The organism is Lactiplantibacillus sp. 3062, assembly GCF_055413545.1.
Window position 1 is genome coordinate 1 of record NZ_JBVAYE010000017.1, and the last position, 16,399, is coordinate 16,399.

The following is a 16,399-nucleotide window of genomic DNA, read 5'->3' on the forward strand; positions in this document are numbered from 1 at the left end:
GTTACTGGTGATTCCAGTGACCTTGAATTTACGGTAGTTTATAAGGCTGATAGCACATCAACAAAACCGGTTAAACCAGAACAACCAACGATACCAACAACACCGACAGAACCGGTTAAACCAGGTCAACCAACAACACCGACAGAACCGGTTAAACCAGGTCAACCAACAACACCGACAGAACCGGTTAAACCAGGACAGCTAACGACACCAGCAAAACCAGATCAACCGATGACATCTGATAAGTCGGTTCAAACAATAACCATTAAGTTTGTGGGTCAACGATTACCACAAACTAATGAAACGGATCAACAACATATGACGCTTAGTGGTTTATTGTTATTAGCCATGAGTGGCCTATTAGGTCTCCTTGGTATGGCTAAGCGACAGCACAAAGAGTAGGGCAGAAGTATATGCTAAATCATCAACAAATCAAAGCCCAGTTTGAAAGTTTAGAAACACTACAATCTATTCAGAAGCAAGTGCACCAAATGTCAATACAAGGACTTGTAACAACCGGGATTTCCATGCGTGAGTGGGAAGTATTAGTCTATCTTGAGCAACATGAACAAGCTAGTGCTAGTGAGTTAGCAAAAGTATTCAAGGTCACTCGCACACTAATTTCTAGGAATACTTGGCATCTCATTCAAGATAATTTGATTCAGCCACAAATTGATCAAAGCGATCGACGAATAGTTTGGTTGTCATTGACTACTACTGGTCAAGAAACTATTGGGAAAGTTGCTCGGCAAATACAGGCAAATCTACAAGCTTTTGATTGTAATCACGAACTGGCTACATTAATGAAACAGCTCAGATACTTAAAGCAACAGTTAATTATACTAAACAACTAAAAAGCAACCCTAAAGTGCCCCATAAATTGGATTTACTCCAATTTATGGGGCACTTTAATCTCAAAGACCCAATAACTTATTTAACTTTGTTGGGCCTTTGTAATTGATGTATAGAGACGACATATGAAGTTAATGAAGATTGTTGCGTAATTTGATAGCGTTGCGTAATACAGGCGGTTGTAATAGTAATATCAGTCCAAGATACAATAAGACACCTACACCAATTTGTAAACAAAGGTTTAAGTAGGAAGCTGTCATGGTGACGTTTAGGCGAAATACAAATGTAAACATTAATCCACCAGCAAGTGTGTATTTCCAAATTCCAGTAAATAGAGATTGCGCATGCAAAACATGTCGAGTGATGAATAGTTGGTAGCCAGTGACACAAACTTCCGAAATCAAAGTGGCGCACATGGCACCGGCCACGCCCCAAAACCAAATAAGTGGGATGTTGCAAGCGATGTTGACGAGGGCCCCGATAGTGACGGAAATCGTATAGGTCTTAGTCTGCTTAGTCGGTAGCAGAAACTGCTGACCAAGCACGTTGCTCATCCCAATTAGGATGATGACGGGTGCCTCAATCATCAACAGTCGGTCGACTGCCCAAAATGCCCGTCCAAAAAATAGGGGTGCGAGCGTCGTTGCGACCGCTGCCACGCCGAGAGCCATTGGAATCGCAATCGCGAGCACAAAGTCAAAGGACATGTATAAGTATTGTTTGACGCGTTCAAGTTGTTGCTTCATGAAGAGGTTGGCAATGTGGGGTAACATGACTGTTCCAGTCGCTGTCACGAGCGCTAAAACGAGCTTGATCAACTTGTCGGAGTAATCATAAAATCCGGCGGCGGTTAGCGAATCCATTTGCCATAACATGGTCTTATTCAAGGCAAGGTAAACCGTCGTGGCGATTTGTGGCACGAATAATGCTAATGAGGGCCGCAGATGCCGAAAGAGATTCAATTGACGCCAGTTGGGCCGTTCGACACTATGTCGTAAGTATGGCCACAGTGTCAGATTGCCCAAAACTTGTGAGCCCGCTAAAATCAAAATGTAGATTCCGGTATCTTGCCGAGTCTTCACGAATATGAAAATCGCAATCACAGAAGCAATCTTGACGAGCATGTTACGGAGCACGGTTTTCTTGAAATCCTCGAGACCCATAAAGTACCAAGAAATATCAACAGCACCCGCAATAATATAAAATGATTGATAGAAAAAATAAATTTGCAATTGGTGCTCAAAAAAAAGAAAAACTAAAAAGGCGAGATAAGCACAACTGATGGTCAATAACTGTAATATTTCAATTTCCCAAAAAGTTTGTGAGCGTTGCCCCCGATTATCGCGAATAAAGGCAATTTCGCGATTACCATAAATTGTAATACCGACCGTTCCGAACAATAGAAAGTAAGTAATGATCGAATTGGTCGTTGCATTGATACCGACGCCGGTCGGCCCTAAGACCCGTGAGATATACGGGACGGTTAGGAGGGGCGTTAGTAAAATTAAGAGGTTATACCCCGCTGTATAAAAGTAATTCCTTATGATTCGCATGAGTGGCTCCTTGTGGCAGTTAAGCAGTCTAACGTCGAATTTCTCAACATTCAATTCATTGTATCACAGCCAATTAGCCGGTTGATAGTGGTTTTAACTGGCTAGGGTTGGTTATTAACAAACTTATTATTTTATAAATTAGAAAGTATTTTTATTGTTAATTAACTGCGGAGTGACATAGTTATATCAACGATAATTAAATTGGGAGACTGGCGTAATACTTGGAGCACCCCAGTGAGTTGTGTTCGTGTGCACTTATGATCAAGGACTGAAAATTTGGCCGGTAGGGTCGTGGAATCAATGATGATTGCAGGAGAGGGGAGATGATTTTGATGGTATGGCGAGCGAATGGTGCGTGGTGTGTTCAAATCAATGGGTTACAAAAACGCGCAACCAAATTCCCCCTTGAGTTTGGTTGCGCGTTTTGTTTTTTATGTTTAATAAGCGCCATTAGGCTTGAACATAATGACCACGGTCTTGAACAGAATGTAGACATCAAATGCGACACTCCGTTTAGAAATGTAAGTTAAGTCTAACTTAACCATTTCATCAAAACCGACACTGTTACGAACGGTTGCTTGCCATAGACCGGTACAACCTGGCTTGACGGCTAACCGTTGTTTGTCATAGTCGGAATATTCTTCGACTTCCCGTGGCAATGGCGGCCGGGGTCCAACTAAGCTCATCGAGCCTTGAAGGACGTTTAGCAATTGTGGTAGTTCATCAATGCTATACTTACGGATGAATCGCCCAATCTTAGTTACGCGGGGATCATCCTGCATTTTGAACATGGCACCATCAATCTCGTTATCTTTAAGTAATTTTTCCAACAATTCATCGGCGTTGGAAACCATCGAGCGAAATTTATACATCTTGAATGGGACTTCGCCACGACCTAACCGTGTCTGCGAGTAGAAGACGGCGCCTTTAGGATCTTCAACTTTAATCGCAATTGCAATTAGCAAGAAGAGTGGTGATAAGATGATGAGGCCTAAGAGGCTAGCGACAAAGTCAAACACGCGTTTAATGAACCGATAACCATAACGACGATGCTGACGCCCGGCGTCAATCGTAATCGGTCTGATTTCTCGTTCCTTCAATTCCATAAGTAACACCCTATGCTTCCTTTAAATATTTTCCCCCGTAAATCACAGCCAGGTTAATCTATTACTACTGTTCGGGTTACCACAAACTGACTATGTATGAACCATATTGATACAACCTAATGATTATAGTACAAAATAGCTATCAAGTAAATATGCTTGATACGATTAACTTTGCAGCCTTGCTAATCTCATTATAGCAAATATTGTACTGGAATAAACCAATATTTGAAGTGCAATCGTGCGACAGCCGGTTTTAGCTATTTTGGCTAGTGGAAGTTTGGTTAACTATAATTTACCAGCATTTTAACAAGTTGCAATTATTAGCAACTTAAAAGCGCGCAACTGTTAGTAAAAGTGGTGCGTCGTAAAATTAGTTAATGAACAGAAAAGATGTCAGCTACGTATTCTAATGAGTTATGGGTTTAGGCCTAATAATTGTGACCGGGATAAAATATGAGGGGAAAGTGAATCAATCTATGAAAAAATAATTGAGGTGATTATAGTACTAAAAACGGTATGATAGTGATGACTCTGCCAATTGGTGAATAAATATTTGCTAAGCATTAACTATGTGTTAACCTAGCAATCGCGTAATTTAAGACATACGGTTAGAATAAGTTATAAGCTGAATGAAGCGTAAAGAGCTCGTTCTTATCACGGTCATTAAGTAGAAGATAGTCCAAATTAATGAATCTTTTTGTGGCTATGGTTACAATGGCTGCTGATATTGGCCCATCGTTCGAAAGTAAGCTGGCAAATTTTAGGTTGCTACGGTGGCTTTCTCGCGTGATTTCTCACACATTCCCCCTAGGTTTTCACCACCGTTCAAGGTACAATTAGATTAGAGCTCAAATTCAAGTGAAAAGGATGTCCGATATGAATGACGATTGGATCACGGTTTTTCCCGCGGATTATAATAATTCGTACCACTTAATTTTGAAACGGGGGACGGCCCATTATGCGTACTACTACTTTAAGGTTGATAAGCTAGATCAACGGGTCATTTTCTATGATGACATTGAGCGTAGCGGTATTTCAATCAAGACTCAGATCACGCGGACGTTTATGCGGGCACTGGTTAAAGCAATTGATTGGCATCCGGTCGGTAACAGTATTATTATCGAGATTTACCCTGTCGACCGTCAAGAGACGAAAGCGATACGGCTATCTTGTGATATTTAGCTCTGAAGTGATTGCCAAGAGTAAGACGACTTTAAATGATAACCAAAGAATCCCCGGTCAATTACTGACCGGGGATTCTTGTAATTGCAGGTAACGCGAGGTTAAGCCTTTGGTGCAGTGACGATTGGTGTCTCGATGGTTTCGACGTACTTAGCGGCAAGCGGTTCGGCGACTAAGTTTTCGCCATCTTTCACGAATAGCTTGGTGGCAGCGAGGTCCGCCATTGCCTTACTAACAACGTCTTTACTCAAGTTGTCGTTGGCGTAGTGTAACTTCAAGTGGTGAACCTTGTTTGTGCTAGTCTTAAAGCTTAAGTCTAAAGTTTTCATGGGCGCTTCCTCCTATTATTATGGGTGTGTTAAGCGATGGGTTGTGGATCGTAGCGGTAGGCGTTGGCCAAGTTAGCGGCCGTGAACTGGTCGCCCGTCAAGACTTCGACGATCTTGCCAAAAGCGGCAAGTTGTTCGTCAGTTGCGTCTTGGGCGATTGCGTTAAAGGTTTGCTTACGTTGTTCGTCCAATTCCGTAGTTGTTTGAACAGTCAGGGTTGCTTTTAACCAAGTTTTAGTCATGATGAGTTCCTCCTTGAATTTTGTGGTGGTAGGCTGGCCAGCTTACATTAATACAGACGGTTGAGCCTGACGATTTGTGCAAGGTTTGCCTAAACTTTTTTGACTAGCACCCATTTAATCCGCAAACTCGGTGATGGTTCGAACGGTAATACTGATGATCTTCTCAGCGAATAGTGGGGTCAGAATGGTAATCAAGCTAGTAAAGTCGCTGTCTGTCAGTTCGCGACCTGCTAACCAGTGTTGGTGGAATTGGCGTTGATTAGAATCAGTTACTGTGAGCAGTACATGTGTGTGCATCCAAATATGCATCGTGAGTTCCTTTCAGACTGCGACAGTCTTGTTAGTTAATTGGTGGTTTGTTGCTGGTAAAGCTTGTGGGCCTTGACGAGCAGACTGGCCCGCCAGTTGTAGACTGTTCGGCGGCTGACCTGGTGGCGCCGCATGATACTGCTAACGGTCTGTTCCTCGAAAAAGAATTCGGTGAGATAAATCCGCTCACCTGGCCGACATTGAACAAGGAGTTCTGTTAAGAGGGCGGTTAATTGCCAATGGGTCTCTTGTTCGGTCATGGGATCAATGGTAATGGGCAGTGCGTGTTCCAAGTTGACTTGCGACTGGGTGCGCAAAGTTTGTTTACGTAGATAGTCGACAGTTCGCCACTTGATACGGCGAAATGCAAATTTACGAAAATCTGGTAAATTAGCGGGCAATTCGGGCGCGTAGTTCTGGTAAGCAGACAGCCAAGTCAGGTGGGCCACGGTTACACAATCTTCGAATTGCGGGTGGTATTTGGTGACTTGGGCGGCTTTTAAAGCGCCGTATAGTAAATGTTGGTGCTCGGGTCGGGCGAGTAAATCGAAAGCCATTTGATTATCAAAACGGTCAGCGTGCATCTAAATAACCCCATTTATGAGCGATTTCCTTGGCCAAGGTTGATATCAGTGTAGCGAGCGATCGCAACTGACGCAGGTCGTGAAAATGGACTGAAAAGTGACGATTTATTTTCATTATTAATGTTCCAATGAGATTTGGATAGATTACAGACCAACTACTTTCCTAGATTGTACGTAATTGTTATGATGTGATTAATCTAAAATAACCGCGGACAGCGGGGGCTCGGCTGGTGAATGTTAGAGATAAATACCGACTTTGAGGGGGATTTACCATCTATGAACCAAAATATTGACGTTCCGCATCACGTTAACACTTTTTGGCAGTGCCACGCTGGTACTTGGGACACCCGACAGCCACAACGATTATTAATCATCGCGCAACGCTCAGAACTTGCCACAATCGACGTGCTGGAGACACTTTTTCTACTTGACATAAAACACCTGACATGTGTTGAAAATACGCTAATCTTTGATCGTCAACGGGGATTGATCAAGACAAAACTGACGACGCGCCAGATCATGATGAATTACGCTGGCCGTCTGGGGTTATCTGGGACACAGTTGATCAAGCAACTCGCCGGTGAACTCGGTTTATCGAAACACAAGTTACCTGTGATTCACGGTGATGCGATCCTGATGCCGTTAAGTACGGCCAAACGGGGAACAACCAGCTGGTACAATCGGCATTATTTGAAGCATATCGAGGCTCAAGGATTTATGACGGCCTTAGTTTATGATGGTCAAATTACGATTCAAGTGGATATGAGCGAGCGCGTGGCCACTCGCCAACTTGCGAAGGCTGGTCAATTACAAGCGGCGCTCCAGGAACATCATCGCCGGCGATTAGTGCCCGATCAATCGGTACCTTCAATGGCGGACACGGATCACGAGATGATGCAGTCGTATACTGACCAAGTCTTAAAGCACTTTGGCATCTTAGCACTTCCTGGAGAAATTAGTTGTTTGACGCGGCGATTTTTCGGTAAACTATAGGAGTAAAGATTAAATGATGGGAGTTGGTGTCGTTGACTAAGAAGGTCACGAAGATTGTCGCGCAAAAGCGAGCTGGACGTTATAACATTTATTTAGACGAGCAGTACGCTTTTCCAATCAGTGAGTCGGTGATGATCAAGTTCCGCGTTTTTAAGGGCATGGAAGTTGATGAACAACTGCAAGCAGCGATGATTGCGGCGGACGATGTCTCCAAGGCGTATACGCGCGCGCTGGATTATCTCTCACATCAGTTGCGTACCGAAAAAGAAGTTCATGACAAGTTACGGGATGAAGAAATTGACGAGTCGGTTATCGACGCGACGATGCAACAATTACGTGAGTTGCGGTTATTGAACGACCAACAGTATGCGGATGCCTTTGTGCGGACGGCCAAACGGACCAGTGACAAGGGGCCACGGGTGATTCGGCAGAACTTACGACAAAAGGGTGTGGGCGAGCAGCTGATTGATGACGCGCTGGCCGGGCAGTTTAGTGCTGAAGAGCAGATCGATAATGCTAGTGAACTTGCGCGTAAACTGGCAAAACGGTATCACCGCCAAGCTTTTAAGACCATGCAACAGAAAGTTCGCCAAGGTATGATGACGAAGGGCTTTGATAATGACACGATTACGGCCGCGATTGCGAGTTTGGCATTAGAACCCGACGAAGATGAACAGTGGGAAGCCCTCGTTGCACAGGGGGCAAAGTTGTGGCAACGCAATCGCAAGTATGCGTTTCGTGAACGCATGATGCGCACGAAACGCAGCCTGTTCCAAAAGGGCTTCATGATGGACGATATCAATCGATTTATCGACGAACAAGTTGCTGATGAATGAAAAGGTTGAATTACCTGCCCGCACGCCATAAAAATCTGGTATAATGTTTAATGAAATTCGATGAAAATTTACCCTCATTTTAGAAAGTTGGGTTAATATGGCGCGCGAGGCTAAGGGACCTAAGGAAGGCGACTTCATTACGATCAAAAGCTATAAGCACGACGGAAGTTTACATCGAACTTGGCGCGATACAATGGTACTCAAAACAAGCGAGAACGTACTAATTGGTTGTAACGATCACACACTAGTCACCGAGGATGATGGTCGCCGGTGGGTGACGCGGGAACCTGCAATCGTTTATTTTCATAAGCATTATTGGTTTAATATCGTGGCGATGATTCGCGATAACGGCGTTTCATACTATTGCAACTTAGCATCACCATACGTGTTAGATAAAGAGGCTTTGAAGTACATCGACTATGATTTGGATGTCAAAGTCTTTCCCGATGGTGAGCGGCGGTTGTTGGATGTTGATGAGTACGAAGAACACGGTGCCCAATGGCGTTATTCGGCTGATACTGATCGCATTTTAAAAGCAAATGTGAAAGTCTTAGTTGATTGGATCAAAAACAAAAAAGGCCCGTTTTCACAAGACTACATTGATATCTGGTATAGTCGCTATCAAGAATTATCACGTCGGCAATAGCTCTGCTGACGGTCTGTCAGCGGCGTAATTAAAGTACAAAGGGAGTGACTCCGTGCTGGGGTGCTCCCTTTTGTGTTCTGGTTGCGTCTCGACATTGAATAATAAGAGGTGATTACCAGCCGTCATGGTTGACACAAGTCATGATAATTAGGACAATAAAAAACGACCCACAAGTCGCCTCTGTGGGTCGGGTGAAAATAGGAATTACACTTTTAAGCGCCAAAGTTGACTGGCCGCGAATAGCCAACCGCGTGCCACCATGGAACGTAGACTTTTTCATTTTTGACACCATTGTCCTGAGCGTCAATCATCTTTCCACCACCAACATAAATACCGACGTGTGATATCGAACCTGTGCCACTACCAAAGAAGACTAAATCGCCTTTTTGGGCGCGCTGTTTGGAAATTTTGGGATATTGTCGGTACTGAGCTTGGGCCACACGTGGTAAGGTTTTCTGCGCAGCTTGCTGGAAGACATACTTAGTGTAACCGGAACAGTCGAACGTGTTCGGACCGACCGCACCATAGACATAGCGATGGCCAAGTTTGGATTTGGCCACGTTATAGAGGTTGGTGAAAGATCTGGTGCTCTTCTTGAGGGAGCCGGTCTTGACCCAGCCACGAACACGGGTATTAGCACTCGTTATAAAATAATAATTAGCCGTGGTATTATTAGCTAAGCGAATTTGCCGTTGTTGGGTGACAAACCAAGTGGTATTACCATATTGTCGAAGCGTTCCCCGACTCTGGATTTTAAGATTATTTGCGGCACCACTCATGTTATAGAAGCCGCCCTGAGTATTCTTCGTCAGGTAGGCGCTTTTAGTAAGATTAGTGGTTTTAATGACGCGATTCGTTGAGCTGGCATCGACGTTTGGTGCTTGCCAAAGCCCCACCGTGAGGCCTAAAATAGCAACAATCAGTGTGATAAGACGTTGTTTCATATGTATTTCCTCCCCGAAAATCCCCATGTCCATCTCATTCAATAACGCTGACCCCATCATAAGCGCTCATTGTAACAAAGTTGTTGCAAATGAGTTGCGGTTCGATTAAGTAATGTCAACAGCTTGAGTGGATTAACAATAATTGATTAGATCTTGACCGATAGGAGTGACGAACTTGGCTTTTTTGAAGATTGATAACGGTGAATTACTTAAGAATATTCGGCAATTTGCCAAGAAGAATGGACTGACCTTAGCGGAAGTGGCGACCTTAGCAGGCTTAAGTGCGAGTGCCATCTATAGTTGGAAAAAGCACACGCCGTCAGTCGGTACGCTTAAGGAAGTTGCTCAAGTGCTCGGTACGAGTTATACCAAATTGGTTGGTAAGGATAAAGAACCGACAGCTAAGGCGATCAATGCCGCTGCTGTTGATCTTAAAAAAGTGATTGAAAACAAGAAAAACCAATTTGAATACGACGGTCAGCCGATTACTAATGAACAGATGAAAATTATCAGAAACGTCTTGAAGTCGATGTTCAAGACCCCGCGACTTTAATTTTAAGTAAAACTCGGTTCTTTTAGGTGCAACTGGGACCTGCTTAGTGTAAAATATTGCTCAGTTACTTGAATAATTGCTAGCAGCGCTTGACGGGTTTGAATGAATGGTGCACAATGGCAACAATTATGGAACGGATTGGGAGATGGGCGTATGAAAAAAGTTACTACCGCATTAGCAAAAAAGAATATCAACCAGTTGTTAACGATTGTTAATCAAGGCCACGATACCATTGAGGTGGAAAATCCCAGCACCCAAGATTCAGCGGTAATGGTTAGTATGAAAGACTGGTTGCAGATTGTCAGCCAATTAGCCAAAACGAATCATCATGACATGGAATTCAGTTAAATAATAACAAAGAACTAATCGTGCCAGTCAAGGTTCGCTTAGTCCAATAAGCTAAAGGCACCACCGACATAATCATGTCGGTGGTGCCTTTTTGAAAGTGTTAGTTCGTTGACGTTTGAGTGCTGATTAGTCGGTCTGACTTTCAGCGTACTTGGTCTTGATATAATCAGCTGAAACTTGTAATTTTTTCAATTCTTCGTCTGTGAGATCCAATTGAACTTGTTCGACGATCCCGTCACGACCAACGACGGCTGGATATGAAAGGTATACACCGTATTCTTCCCGGAAATTTGAAACGGGGAGTTCGGTGAGGGCGTCATTCAAGACCGTGTTGGCTAAGCGCACTGCAGCCGTTGCCACGCCATAACTCGTATATTTTTTGCCATGGAAGACCCGGAAGCCACCGTCGCGTGATTCGGCGTCTAGTTTGGTCAAATCTAAACCGCGGTCAGCGGCTAATTTGGTAATTGGTTGACCTAACACGCGTACCGTTGACCAAGCTGTAAATTGGGAATTGCCGTGTTCACCCAGGTTGTAGCCGGCCACGGACCGTGAATCCAGGTGTAGTGCACTGGCGACCGCTCGTTTCATTCGTGCAGAGTCCAGTAGTGTTCCTGTTCCAATCACGTGATTCTTTGGCAACCCGGTAACCGCTTGGTAGATCGATGTGATGACGTCCACGGGATTAGTAATGACGACTAGAATTCCGTTGAAACCACTGGTTTTGATTTTAGCAGCGACGTCTTTGACTTGTGTGCTGGTAAAGGGTAATTCTAGGAAGCGGTCATTAGTTGGTGAATCTTGTAACTTAATATTCCCGATAGCTGAGATAATGACATCGGCATCAATGAGGCTGCTATAGTCATTGATAATGATATTCGTGTGATAAGGTAAATTAGGCATTGCATCCTGAAAATCAAGCGCGTCTGCTTCAACTTTGCTGGTGTTCGTATCGATGAGGACAAGGTCATCGGCAAAGCCATTGGCGACGATGTAGTGAGCGGCGGTTGAACCGACGTGTCCCATTCCGATAATGGCAATTTTACGTGACATAATGTAGCGCTCCTTTGAAAGTTTATCGTTCATTAATTAAATTACCATTATTCTCATTGATTTTAAATAGATTTTGTGAGAAATATCGAAATCGTATTCGGACTAAGTGAAATAGGGTATAATTAACGCATTAATAGTTGCACCAAGAAAGGGAGGAGCGCGAGTGTTTAAGCGCCTAAAAGATTCGGCCTTGTTATTTTGGTCACTTGAAATTTTGATTGTGGCGACTTTGATCTGGGTCTGCACGAACATTGGTTTTTTGTTTCAGCCAATCGGCACGTTTTTAAGTGTCGTGTTCATGCCAATTTTGATTTCAGGATTTTTATTTTATATGTTGAATCCCTTGGTCAAGTTGTTGACTAAGGTTCATTACAAGAAGTTTCGGATTTCTCGAACCGGAGCTGTGGCTATCGTATTTGTGCTATTATTCGGGTTACTGGTGTGGGGAGCGGTTTCCCTATTGCCACGGTTAGTCAGTCAGGTGACACAACTGATTTATAACCTACCAAGTATTGCCACTGAGATGCAAAAAGCCGCTACTAAGCTGATCAATAATAGTTCGGTACTGAAAAGAATTGACATTAGCTCGTACACCAAGCAATTCAATGGTGAAATCAGTAAGTATTCTCAGAACTTTTTGTCATCATTATCAAGTAGTGTTGTTACGGTGATTTCCACGATTACGAGTGTGACGATCATGGCAATTACGATTCCAGTCGTATTGTTCTATATGTTGAAGGATAGTGAGAAATTCATTCCAGCTATCAGTCGGTTCTTACCGAAGAAACAGCGGCCTGAAGTCATTGGTTTACTACAAAAGATGGGCGACACGATTTCTAGTTATATCAGTGGTCAGGTTATTGAGTGTCTCTTCGTGGGGACGTTTACGGCGATTGGCTACATGTTGATCTCGCAACCATACGGGTTATTGCTTGGCGTGATTGCTGGATTGACGAACATTATTCCGTACGTAGGACCTTACATTGGGATCGCGCCATCACTCATCGTGGCCTTCACCAAGTCACCGATGCAGGTAGTGTACGTGATTATCGTAGTCGTGATTGTTCAACAGGTTGATGGGAACTTAATCTATCCCAACATTATTGGGCGGACACTCAAAATCCACCCGTTAACGATCATTATTTTATTACTAGCAGCGGGAAATATTGCCGGAATTCTTGGCATGATTTTAGCGATTCCGTTCTATGCTGTGGTCCGGACCGTGGTTATTTACCTCTATAATATTGTCGAGTTACGAAATGAGGAGCACTTGCGTAAGCAAACGACGGTCTATCAGCCGCAACCTGCTAAGGCGACTAAAGCAGACTTGACGACGACCACTAAATCAAAAAAGTAGTCTGTGCTATAATTGGTGAATTAAGCTTGAACGTGGCATAAGGAGTGATTTTTTGAAGAAAGTAATTACGTATGGGACATTCGATTTGTTGCATAAAGGCCATATTCGGTTGCTTAAGCGTGCACGGGCCTTGGGCGATCATTTGACCGTTTGCGTCTCGACCGACGAATTCAATGCTGAGAAGGGTAAGCATGCGTACACCTCGTATGAGGATCGTAAGTATATTTTGCAAGCCATTCGCTATGTCGATGAAGTGTTACCTGAGAAAAGCTGGGATCAAAAAATCCGGGATGTCGTTGATAACGATATTGATATTTTCGTGATGGGTGACGATTGGCGCGGCAAGTTTGATTTTCTAAAAGACTACTGCGAGGTGGTCTATTTGCCCCGTACTGAAGGCATCTCATCGACGCGTATCAAGCACGATTTAGGGATGCAATCCAAGGATTAACCACTAAGCTAGATGATTTATCAGTCACAAAACACCGCCGTTACCCGCAACTTCAAGCTGCGTAACAGCGGTGTTTTAATTAACAGTTATTAGTAAGTCACGCCTAAATGACCATGGACTGGTTCGATGCGGATTATAGTTAGCATTCAGCCAGTTCAAAGGGCTTAATGGAAGATGGCGTTGAGCGCCAACACGCCTCCGAGACCGCAGACAGCGATGATCGTTTCTAACATCGTCCATGTAAGCAGCGTTTGCTTGACGGTCAGGTCGAAGTATTCCCGGAACATCCAGAAACCAGCGTCGTTCACGTGAGAAGCGGCGACACTCCCAGAGCCGATGGCAATTACCATCAGGGCGGGGTCGATACCAGCTTGCGTCATTAACGGCGCAACTAGGCCGGCTGCCGTGAGGGCCGCTACGGTAGCGGAGCCGAGTGAGACCCGTAAGATGACAGCGACTAGCCAGCCAAGAATCAGTGGTGAGATGCTGCTGCCACTGAACAACTGGGCCACGGCCTTACCAACACCCCCATCAATTAAGATCTGTTTGAAGGCGCCACCCCCACCGATGATTAGTAATAACATGGCAATTGACTTAGTGGCATCTTCGATGGTGGCCGTGATGGCCTTATTGGTCTTGTGTTGGTGAATCCCCATTGACCAGAGGGCGAATAATAGTGAAATTAACATGGCAATTCCGGGTGCCCCAATCAAACGAATGATTTGGTCAAGGGTTGACGGGTTTTTAGGTGTCACACCGTGATCAACGACCAATTCGTAGACGGTGGTAATTGTCATCAGAATCACGGGGAAGAGCGCCGTTAAGACACTGAGTCCAAACCCGGGTGCTTCAGATACTTTGAATTGACGTTTGTTACTGCTAAGTGGCAGGTGTGGTTTACCGGTGAATGCGTCAGGAACCATCTTTTGCGCCCAGCGTGAAAAGAGCGGGCCTGCGATATAAACAGTTGGAATCGCAATAATGATCCCGAATAGTAGCACATGACCCACGTTCGCATTTAGCGTCGTCGCAATTGCAGTTGGTGCCGGGTGCGGTGGTAAGAACCCGTGAGTGACAGATAATGCGGCGCCCATGGGAATCCCCAGATAGAGAACGGGAACTTGTGCTTCGATCGCAATGGCAAAGACGATTGGAATCAACAAGACGATCCCGACTTCGAAGAAGAGGGCAATCCCGATGATAAATGAGGCGACTACGATGGCAATTTGTAGCCGTTTGCGCCCAAAAATATCCAATAGTGTCGTGGAAATCGTGTAAGCACCACCAGCATCGGCCACTAAGCGGCCGAGCATGGCACCGAAGCCGAAGACTAGTGCTAACTCACCCAGTTGACTGCCAATCCCGTTCTGAATACTAGTAGCAATCTTAGTTAATGGCATCCCTAGTCCGATTCCGACGACGACGGCCGTAACAATCAGTGCAATATAAGTATTCAGCTTGAATTTAATAATTAATAGTAATAGTAGTAGGATGCCGAGTGTAAGAACAACAAATGGCATAGTGGACACTCCTAACGATTTAGAGTAGCAATTTCGTGATATAACGGTGCCAATTGCGCCGTTACGTGGTCAAAAACGACTTGGTGTTGATGATATAACTGGTGGTTGGCGGCGTTGGGTTGATAAGTTTCGGTTGCACCAATCATGGCGTGAATCGCGGTTAAATCATCAATATGCCCCAGTGCCTTGAGTCCAATCACGGCCGCTGCTAGACAGGAACTTTCGAAGCTTGCTGGAATCGTAATGGGTTGTCCCAATACGTCAGTCAAAATTTGCCGCCATAAATTTGAACGGGCAAAGCCACCAGTGGCCCGAATCGCATGAACTGGTTCGGCGGCTGCCGTCAATTGTAGGACGGTATTCAGGTTCATCACGATACCCTCTAAGACCGCACGCGCAATATCGGCTTTGGTCGTGGTCGTGGTGACGCCCAGCAGTGAGCCGCGGGCATCCGCATTCCAGAGAGGCGCGCGTTCACCACTTAAGTAGGGGTGAAATAAGAGTCCGTGGGCACCGACGGGAACGGTTGCGGCAAGCGCTGTCAATTGGTCGTATGGATCTTGTTGATTCGCACGGGCGGTTTGGCTTTCAGTAGTGAAGAGCTCATCGCGGACCCACCGGAAGACTTGACCACCGTTATTGATCGGCCCACCAACAATCCAGTGGTGCGGCGCGACGTAGTAACAAAATAGTCGACCTTCAGGATCCAAGTATGGTTGTTTTGTCATCACCCGTACAGCACCGGAAGTGCCAATCGTAATGGCCGCAACTCCTGGTTCATCAGCCCCCACCCCCAAGTTTGAAAGGGCACCGTCACTTGCACCCATGATAATTTTCGTTGTGGGTGCGAGTCCCAGGGTTGATGCTGCGACTGGTGTCAGTCCATCGATCACGGCGTCGGTATCGACCAATGGTGGTAGCTGCGTGCGGGTGATGTGTGCATAGTCGAGCGCGACAGGTTCCCAATCGAAGTTATAAAGATTGAATAGGCCAGTGGCGTTGGCCATTGAATAATCCATTTGAAGTTGGCCCGTCATTTTGTAAATCAAGTATTCTTTAATTCCGACCACGTGACAGGTTTGTGCTAGTAATTCCGGTGAATGATGGGCAAGCCAGTGAAGCTTAACCAGGGGACTCATCGGGTGAATCGGCGTTCCCGTAAGGTGATATAGGCGATCGCCCAGGGGTTGACTTTTCAATTCAGCGGCGTCTTGTGCGGCCCGGTTATCTGCCCAAGTGATGACCCGGGTCAGCGGCTGTTTCTGACTGTCAAGTAGGATCAAACTGTGCATTGCGGATGAAAAGGCGATTCCTTCGATGTCTTCGGGATCAATGCCAGCACTTACTTGATGGATGGTCGCTTGGACTGCCTGCCAGATTTCTTGCGGGTCCTCTTCGGCCGTGGTCACGGTATCATGATAGAGTGGGTAGCCAACGTTGGCACTCGCAATTACGTGACCCTGGTGGTCGTACAAGACGGATTTGGTACTTGTCGTTCCTAAATCAGTTCCAATAAGGTAAGTCATGGTGCTTCGTTCCTC

At 45.1% G+C, this 16,399-nt stretch carries 20 protein-coding genes; 10 read left to right on the plus strand and 10 right to left on the minus strand.

All coding sequences use genetic code 11. The annotated features are described in order from the left end of the window. Both ACWQAU_RS14570 and ACWQAU_RS14575 read left to right on the plus strand, forming a co-directional pair. On the plus strand, window positions 1-402 hold a 402-nt coding region (locus ACWQAU_RS14570; protein WP_213475307.1), incomplete at its 5' end, for an LPXTG cell wall anchor domain-containing protein. 11 nt (window positions 403-413) lie between these two features. Continuing rightward, window positions 414-854: a MarR family transcriptional regulator gene (locus tag ACWQAU_RS14575; protein ID WP_003643204.1), complete on the plus strand. Its 441-nt coding sequence runs from the start codon at window positions 414-416 to the stop codon at window positions 852-854. A 129-nt stretch (window positions 855-983) separates the two neighbouring features. Here ACWQAU_RS14575 and ACWQAU_RS14580 read toward each other — a convergent pair whose 3' ends face one another. Both ACWQAU_RS14580 and ACWQAU_RS14585 read right to left on the minus strand, forming a co-directional pair. Beyond that, window positions 984-2,405, minus strand: coding sequence for a flippase (locus ACWQAU_RS14580; protein WP_027822090.1), 1,422 nt, complete (start codon window positions 2,403-2,405; stop codon window positions 984-986). Between the two features lie 437 nt (window positions 2,406-2,842). Further along, window positions 2,843-3,511, minus strand: a complete 669-nt coding sequence (locus ACWQAU_RS14585; RefSeq protein ID WP_003643206.1) for a sugar transferase — start codon at window positions 3,509-3,511, stop codon at window positions 2,843-2,845. 876 nt (window positions 3,512-4,387) lie between these two features. On the opposite strand from ACWQAU_RS14585, the gene ACWQAU_RS14590 reads away from it, so the two are divergent. After that, window positions 4,388-4,693 carry a hypothetical protein gene (locus tag ACWQAU_RS14590; protein WP_024002857.1) on the plus strand — a complete coding sequence of 102 codons (306 nt, stop codon included), beginning with the start codon at window positions 4,388-4,390 and terminating at the stop codon, window positions 4,691-4,693. Window positions 4,694-4,794: 101 nt separating this feature from the next. Here the strand turns inward: ACWQAU_RS14590 and ACWQAU_RS14595 are convergent, their stop codons facing one another. The 4 genes from ACWQAU_RS14595 to ACWQAU_RS14610 all read right to left on the minus strand — a co-directional run bounded on the left by ACWQAU_RS14595 (window position 4,795) and on the right by ACWQAU_RS14610 (window position 6,157). After that, entirely contained in the window at window positions 4,795-5,022 is a 228-nt protein-coding gene (locus tag ACWQAU_RS14595) for a DUF2922 domain-containing protein (protein WP_003643208.1), read from the minus strand. Between the two features lie 29 nt (window positions 5,023-5,051). Then, window positions 5,052-5,264 carry a DUF1659 domain-containing protein gene (locus ACWQAU_RS14600; RefSeq protein ID WP_003644190.1) on the minus strand — a complete coding sequence of 71 codons (213 nt, stop codon included), beginning with the start codon at window positions 5,262-5,264 and terminating at the stop codon, window positions 5,052-5,054. Between the two features lie 114 nt (window positions 5,265-5,378). Next, window positions 5,379-5,561, minus strand: a complete 183-nt coding sequence (locus ACWQAU_RS14605) for a hypothetical protein (RefSeq protein WP_225829538.1) — start codon at window positions 5,559-5,561, stop codon at window positions 5,379-5,381. 47 nt (window positions 5,562-5,608) lie between these two features. Then, window positions 5,609-6,157, minus strand: coding sequence for a sigma-70 family RNA polymerase sigma factor (locus ACWQAU_RS14610; RefSeq protein ID WP_013355415.1), 549 nt, complete (start codon window positions 6,155-6,157; stop codon window positions 5,609-5,611). A 234-nt stretch (window positions 6,158-6,391) separates the two neighbouring features. Between ACWQAU_RS14610 and ACWQAU_RS14615 the strand changes: the two genes are divergently transcribed. From ACWQAU_RS14615 to ntdP, 3 genes are all read left to right on the plus strand, one after another. Beyond that, complete coding sequence (locus ACWQAU_RS14615; protein WP_003644193.1) at window positions 6,392-7,150, plus strand: competence protein ComK; 759 nt, start codon at window positions 6,392-6,394, stop codon at window positions 7,148-7,150. A 32-nt stretch (window positions 7,151-7,182) separates the two neighbouring features. Continuing rightward, entirely contained in the window at window positions 7,183-7,986 is an 804-nt protein-coding gene (gene recX, locus ACWQAU_RS14620; RefSeq protein ID WP_003645955.1) for a recombination regulator RecX, read from the plus strand. A gap of 97 nt (window positions 7,987-8,083) precedes the next feature. Next, entirely contained in the window at window positions 8,084-8,632 is a 549-nt protein-coding gene (gene ntdP, locus ACWQAU_RS14625) for a nucleoside tri-diphosphate phosphatase (protein ID WP_003643214.1), read from the plus strand. Window positions 8,633-8,844: 212 nt separating this feature from the next. On the opposite strand, the gene ACWQAU_RS14630 is transcribed toward ntdP, so the two are convergent. Then, window positions 8,845-9,576, minus strand: coding sequence for a C40 family peptidase (locus ACWQAU_RS14630; RefSeq protein WP_027822088.1), 732 nt, complete (start codon window positions 9,574-9,576; stop codon window positions 8,845-8,847). 175 nt (window positions 9,577-9,751) lie between these two features. Here ACWQAU_RS14630 and ACWQAU_RS14635 point away from each other — a divergent pair, with 175 nt between their 5' ends. Together ACWQAU_RS14635 and ACWQAU_RS14640 are read left to right on the plus strand one after the other, a co-directional pair. Next, the gene (locus tag ACWQAU_RS14635) at window positions 9,752-10,129 is read left to right on the plus strand and encodes a helix-turn-helix domain-containing protein (protein WP_016511296.1); all 378 of its coding nucleotides are present in this window, start codon (window positions 9,752-9,754) and stop codon (window positions 10,127-10,129) included. Between the two features lie 153 nt (window positions 10,130-10,282). Then, complete coding sequence (locus ACWQAU_RS14640) at window positions 10,283-10,477, plus strand: type II toxin-antitoxin system Phd/YefM family antitoxin (protein ID WP_003645953.1); 195 nt, start codon at window positions 10,283-10,285, stop codon at window positions 10,475-10,477. A gap of 126 nt (window positions 10,478-10,603) precedes the next feature. On the opposite strand, the gene ACWQAU_RS14645 is transcribed toward ACWQAU_RS14640, so the two are convergent. After that, window positions 10,604-11,530, minus strand: a complete 927-nt coding sequence (locus tag ACWQAU_RS14645; protein WP_024002862.1) for an L-lactate dehydrogenase — start codon at window positions 11,528-11,530, stop codon at window positions 10,604-10,606. Window positions 11,531-11,693: 163 nt separating this feature from the next. Here ACWQAU_RS14645 and ACWQAU_RS14650 point away from each other — a divergent pair, with 163 nt between their 5' ends. Beyond that, window positions 11,694-12,887: an AI-2E family transporter gene (locus tag ACWQAU_RS14650; protein ID WP_003643221.1), complete on the plus strand. Its 1,194-nt coding sequence runs from the start codon at window positions 11,694-11,696 to the stop codon at window positions 12,885-12,887. Between the two features lie 52 nt (window positions 12,888-12,939). Further along, window positions 12,940-13,338: a glycerol-3-phosphate cytidylyltransferase gene (gene tagD / locus ACWQAU_RS14655; RefSeq protein ID WP_003643222.1), complete on the plus strand. Its 399-nt coding sequence runs from the start codon at window positions 12,940-12,942 to the stop codon at window positions 13,336-13,338. 164 nt (window positions 13,339-13,502) lie between these two features. On the opposite strand, the gene ACWQAU_RS14660 is transcribed toward tagD, so the two are convergent. Both ACWQAU_RS14660 and ACWQAU_RS14665 read right to left on the minus strand, forming a co-directional pair. Beyond that, window positions 13,503-14,858, minus strand: coding sequence for a gluconate:H+ symporter (locus tag ACWQAU_RS14660; RefSeq protein ID WP_003643223.1), 1,356 nt, complete (start codon window positions 14,856-14,858; stop codon window positions 13,503-13,505). Window positions 14,859-14,869: 11 nt separating this feature from the next. Further along, window positions 14,870-16,384 carry a gluconokinase gene (locus tag ACWQAU_RS14665; protein ID WP_027822087.1) on the minus strand — a complete coding sequence of 505 codons (1,515 nt, stop codon included), beginning with the start codon at window positions 16,382-16,384 and terminating at the stop codon, window positions 14,870-14,872. Window positions 16,385-16,399 lie beyond the last annotated feature (15 nt).

Bases quoted from the DNA above. Each gene is read 5' to 3' on its own strand.
- ACWQAU_RS14590 (WP_024002857.1), top strand. From the start codon at position 4,388: ATGAATGACGATTGGATCACGGTTTTTCCCGCGGATTATAATAATTCG.
- ACWQAU_RS14600 (WP_003644190.1), bottom strand. From the start codon at position 5,264: ATGACTAAAACTTGGTTAAAAGCAACCCTGACTGTTCAAACAACTACG.
- ACWQAU_RS14615 (WP_003644193.1), top strand. From the start codon at position 6,392: ATGTTAGAGATAAATACCGACTTTGAGGGGGATTTACCATCTATGAAC.
- ACWQAU_RS14575 (WP_003643204.1), top strand. From the start codon at position 414: ATGCTAAATCATCAACAAATCAAAGCCCAGTTTGAAAGTTTAGAAACA.
- ACWQAU_RS14660 (WP_003643223.1), bottom strand. From the start codon at position 14,858: ATGCCATTTGTTGTTCTTACACTCGGCATCCTACTACTATTACTATTA.
- ACWQAU_RS14595 (WP_003643208.1), bottom strand. From the start codon at position 5,022: ATGAAAACTTTAGACTTAAGCTTTAAGACTAGCACAAACAAGGTTCAC.
- ACWQAU_RS14585 (WP_003643206.1), bottom strand. From the start codon at position 3,511: ATGGAATTGAAGGAACGAGAAATCAGACCGATTACGATTGACGCCGGG.
- ACWQAU_RS14645 (WP_024002862.1), bottom strand. From the start codon at position 11,530: ATGTCACGTAAAATTGCCATTATCGGAATGGGACACGTCGGTTCAACC.
- ACWQAU_RS14580 (WP_027822090.1), bottom strand. From the start codon at position 2,405: ATGCGAATCATAAGGAATTACTTTTATACAGCGGGGTATAACCTCTTA.
- ntdP (WP_003643214.1), top strand. From the start codon at position 8,084: ATGGCGCGCGAGGCTAAGGGACCTAAGGAAGGCGACTTCATTACGATC.
- ACWQAU_RS14630 (WP_027822088.1), bottom strand. From the start codon at position 9,576: ATGAAACAACGTCTTATCACACTGATTGTTGCTATTTTAGGCCTCACG.
- ACWQAU_RS14665 (WP_027822087.1), bottom strand. From the start codon at position 16,384: ATGACTTACCTTATTGGAACTGATTTAGGAACGACAAGTACCAAATCC.
- ACWQAU_RS14605 (WP_225829538.1), bottom strand. From the start codon at position 5,561: ATGCACACACATGTACTGCTCACAGTAACTGATTCTAATCAACGCCAA.
- ACWQAU_RS14610 (WP_013355415.1), bottom strand. From the start codon at position 6,157: ATGCACGCTGACCGTTTTGATAATCAAATGGCTTTCGATTTACTCGCC.
- ACWQAU_RS14640 (WP_003645953.1), top strand. From the start codon at position 10,283: ATGAAAAAAGTTACTACCGCATTAGCAAAAAAGAATATCAACCAGTTG.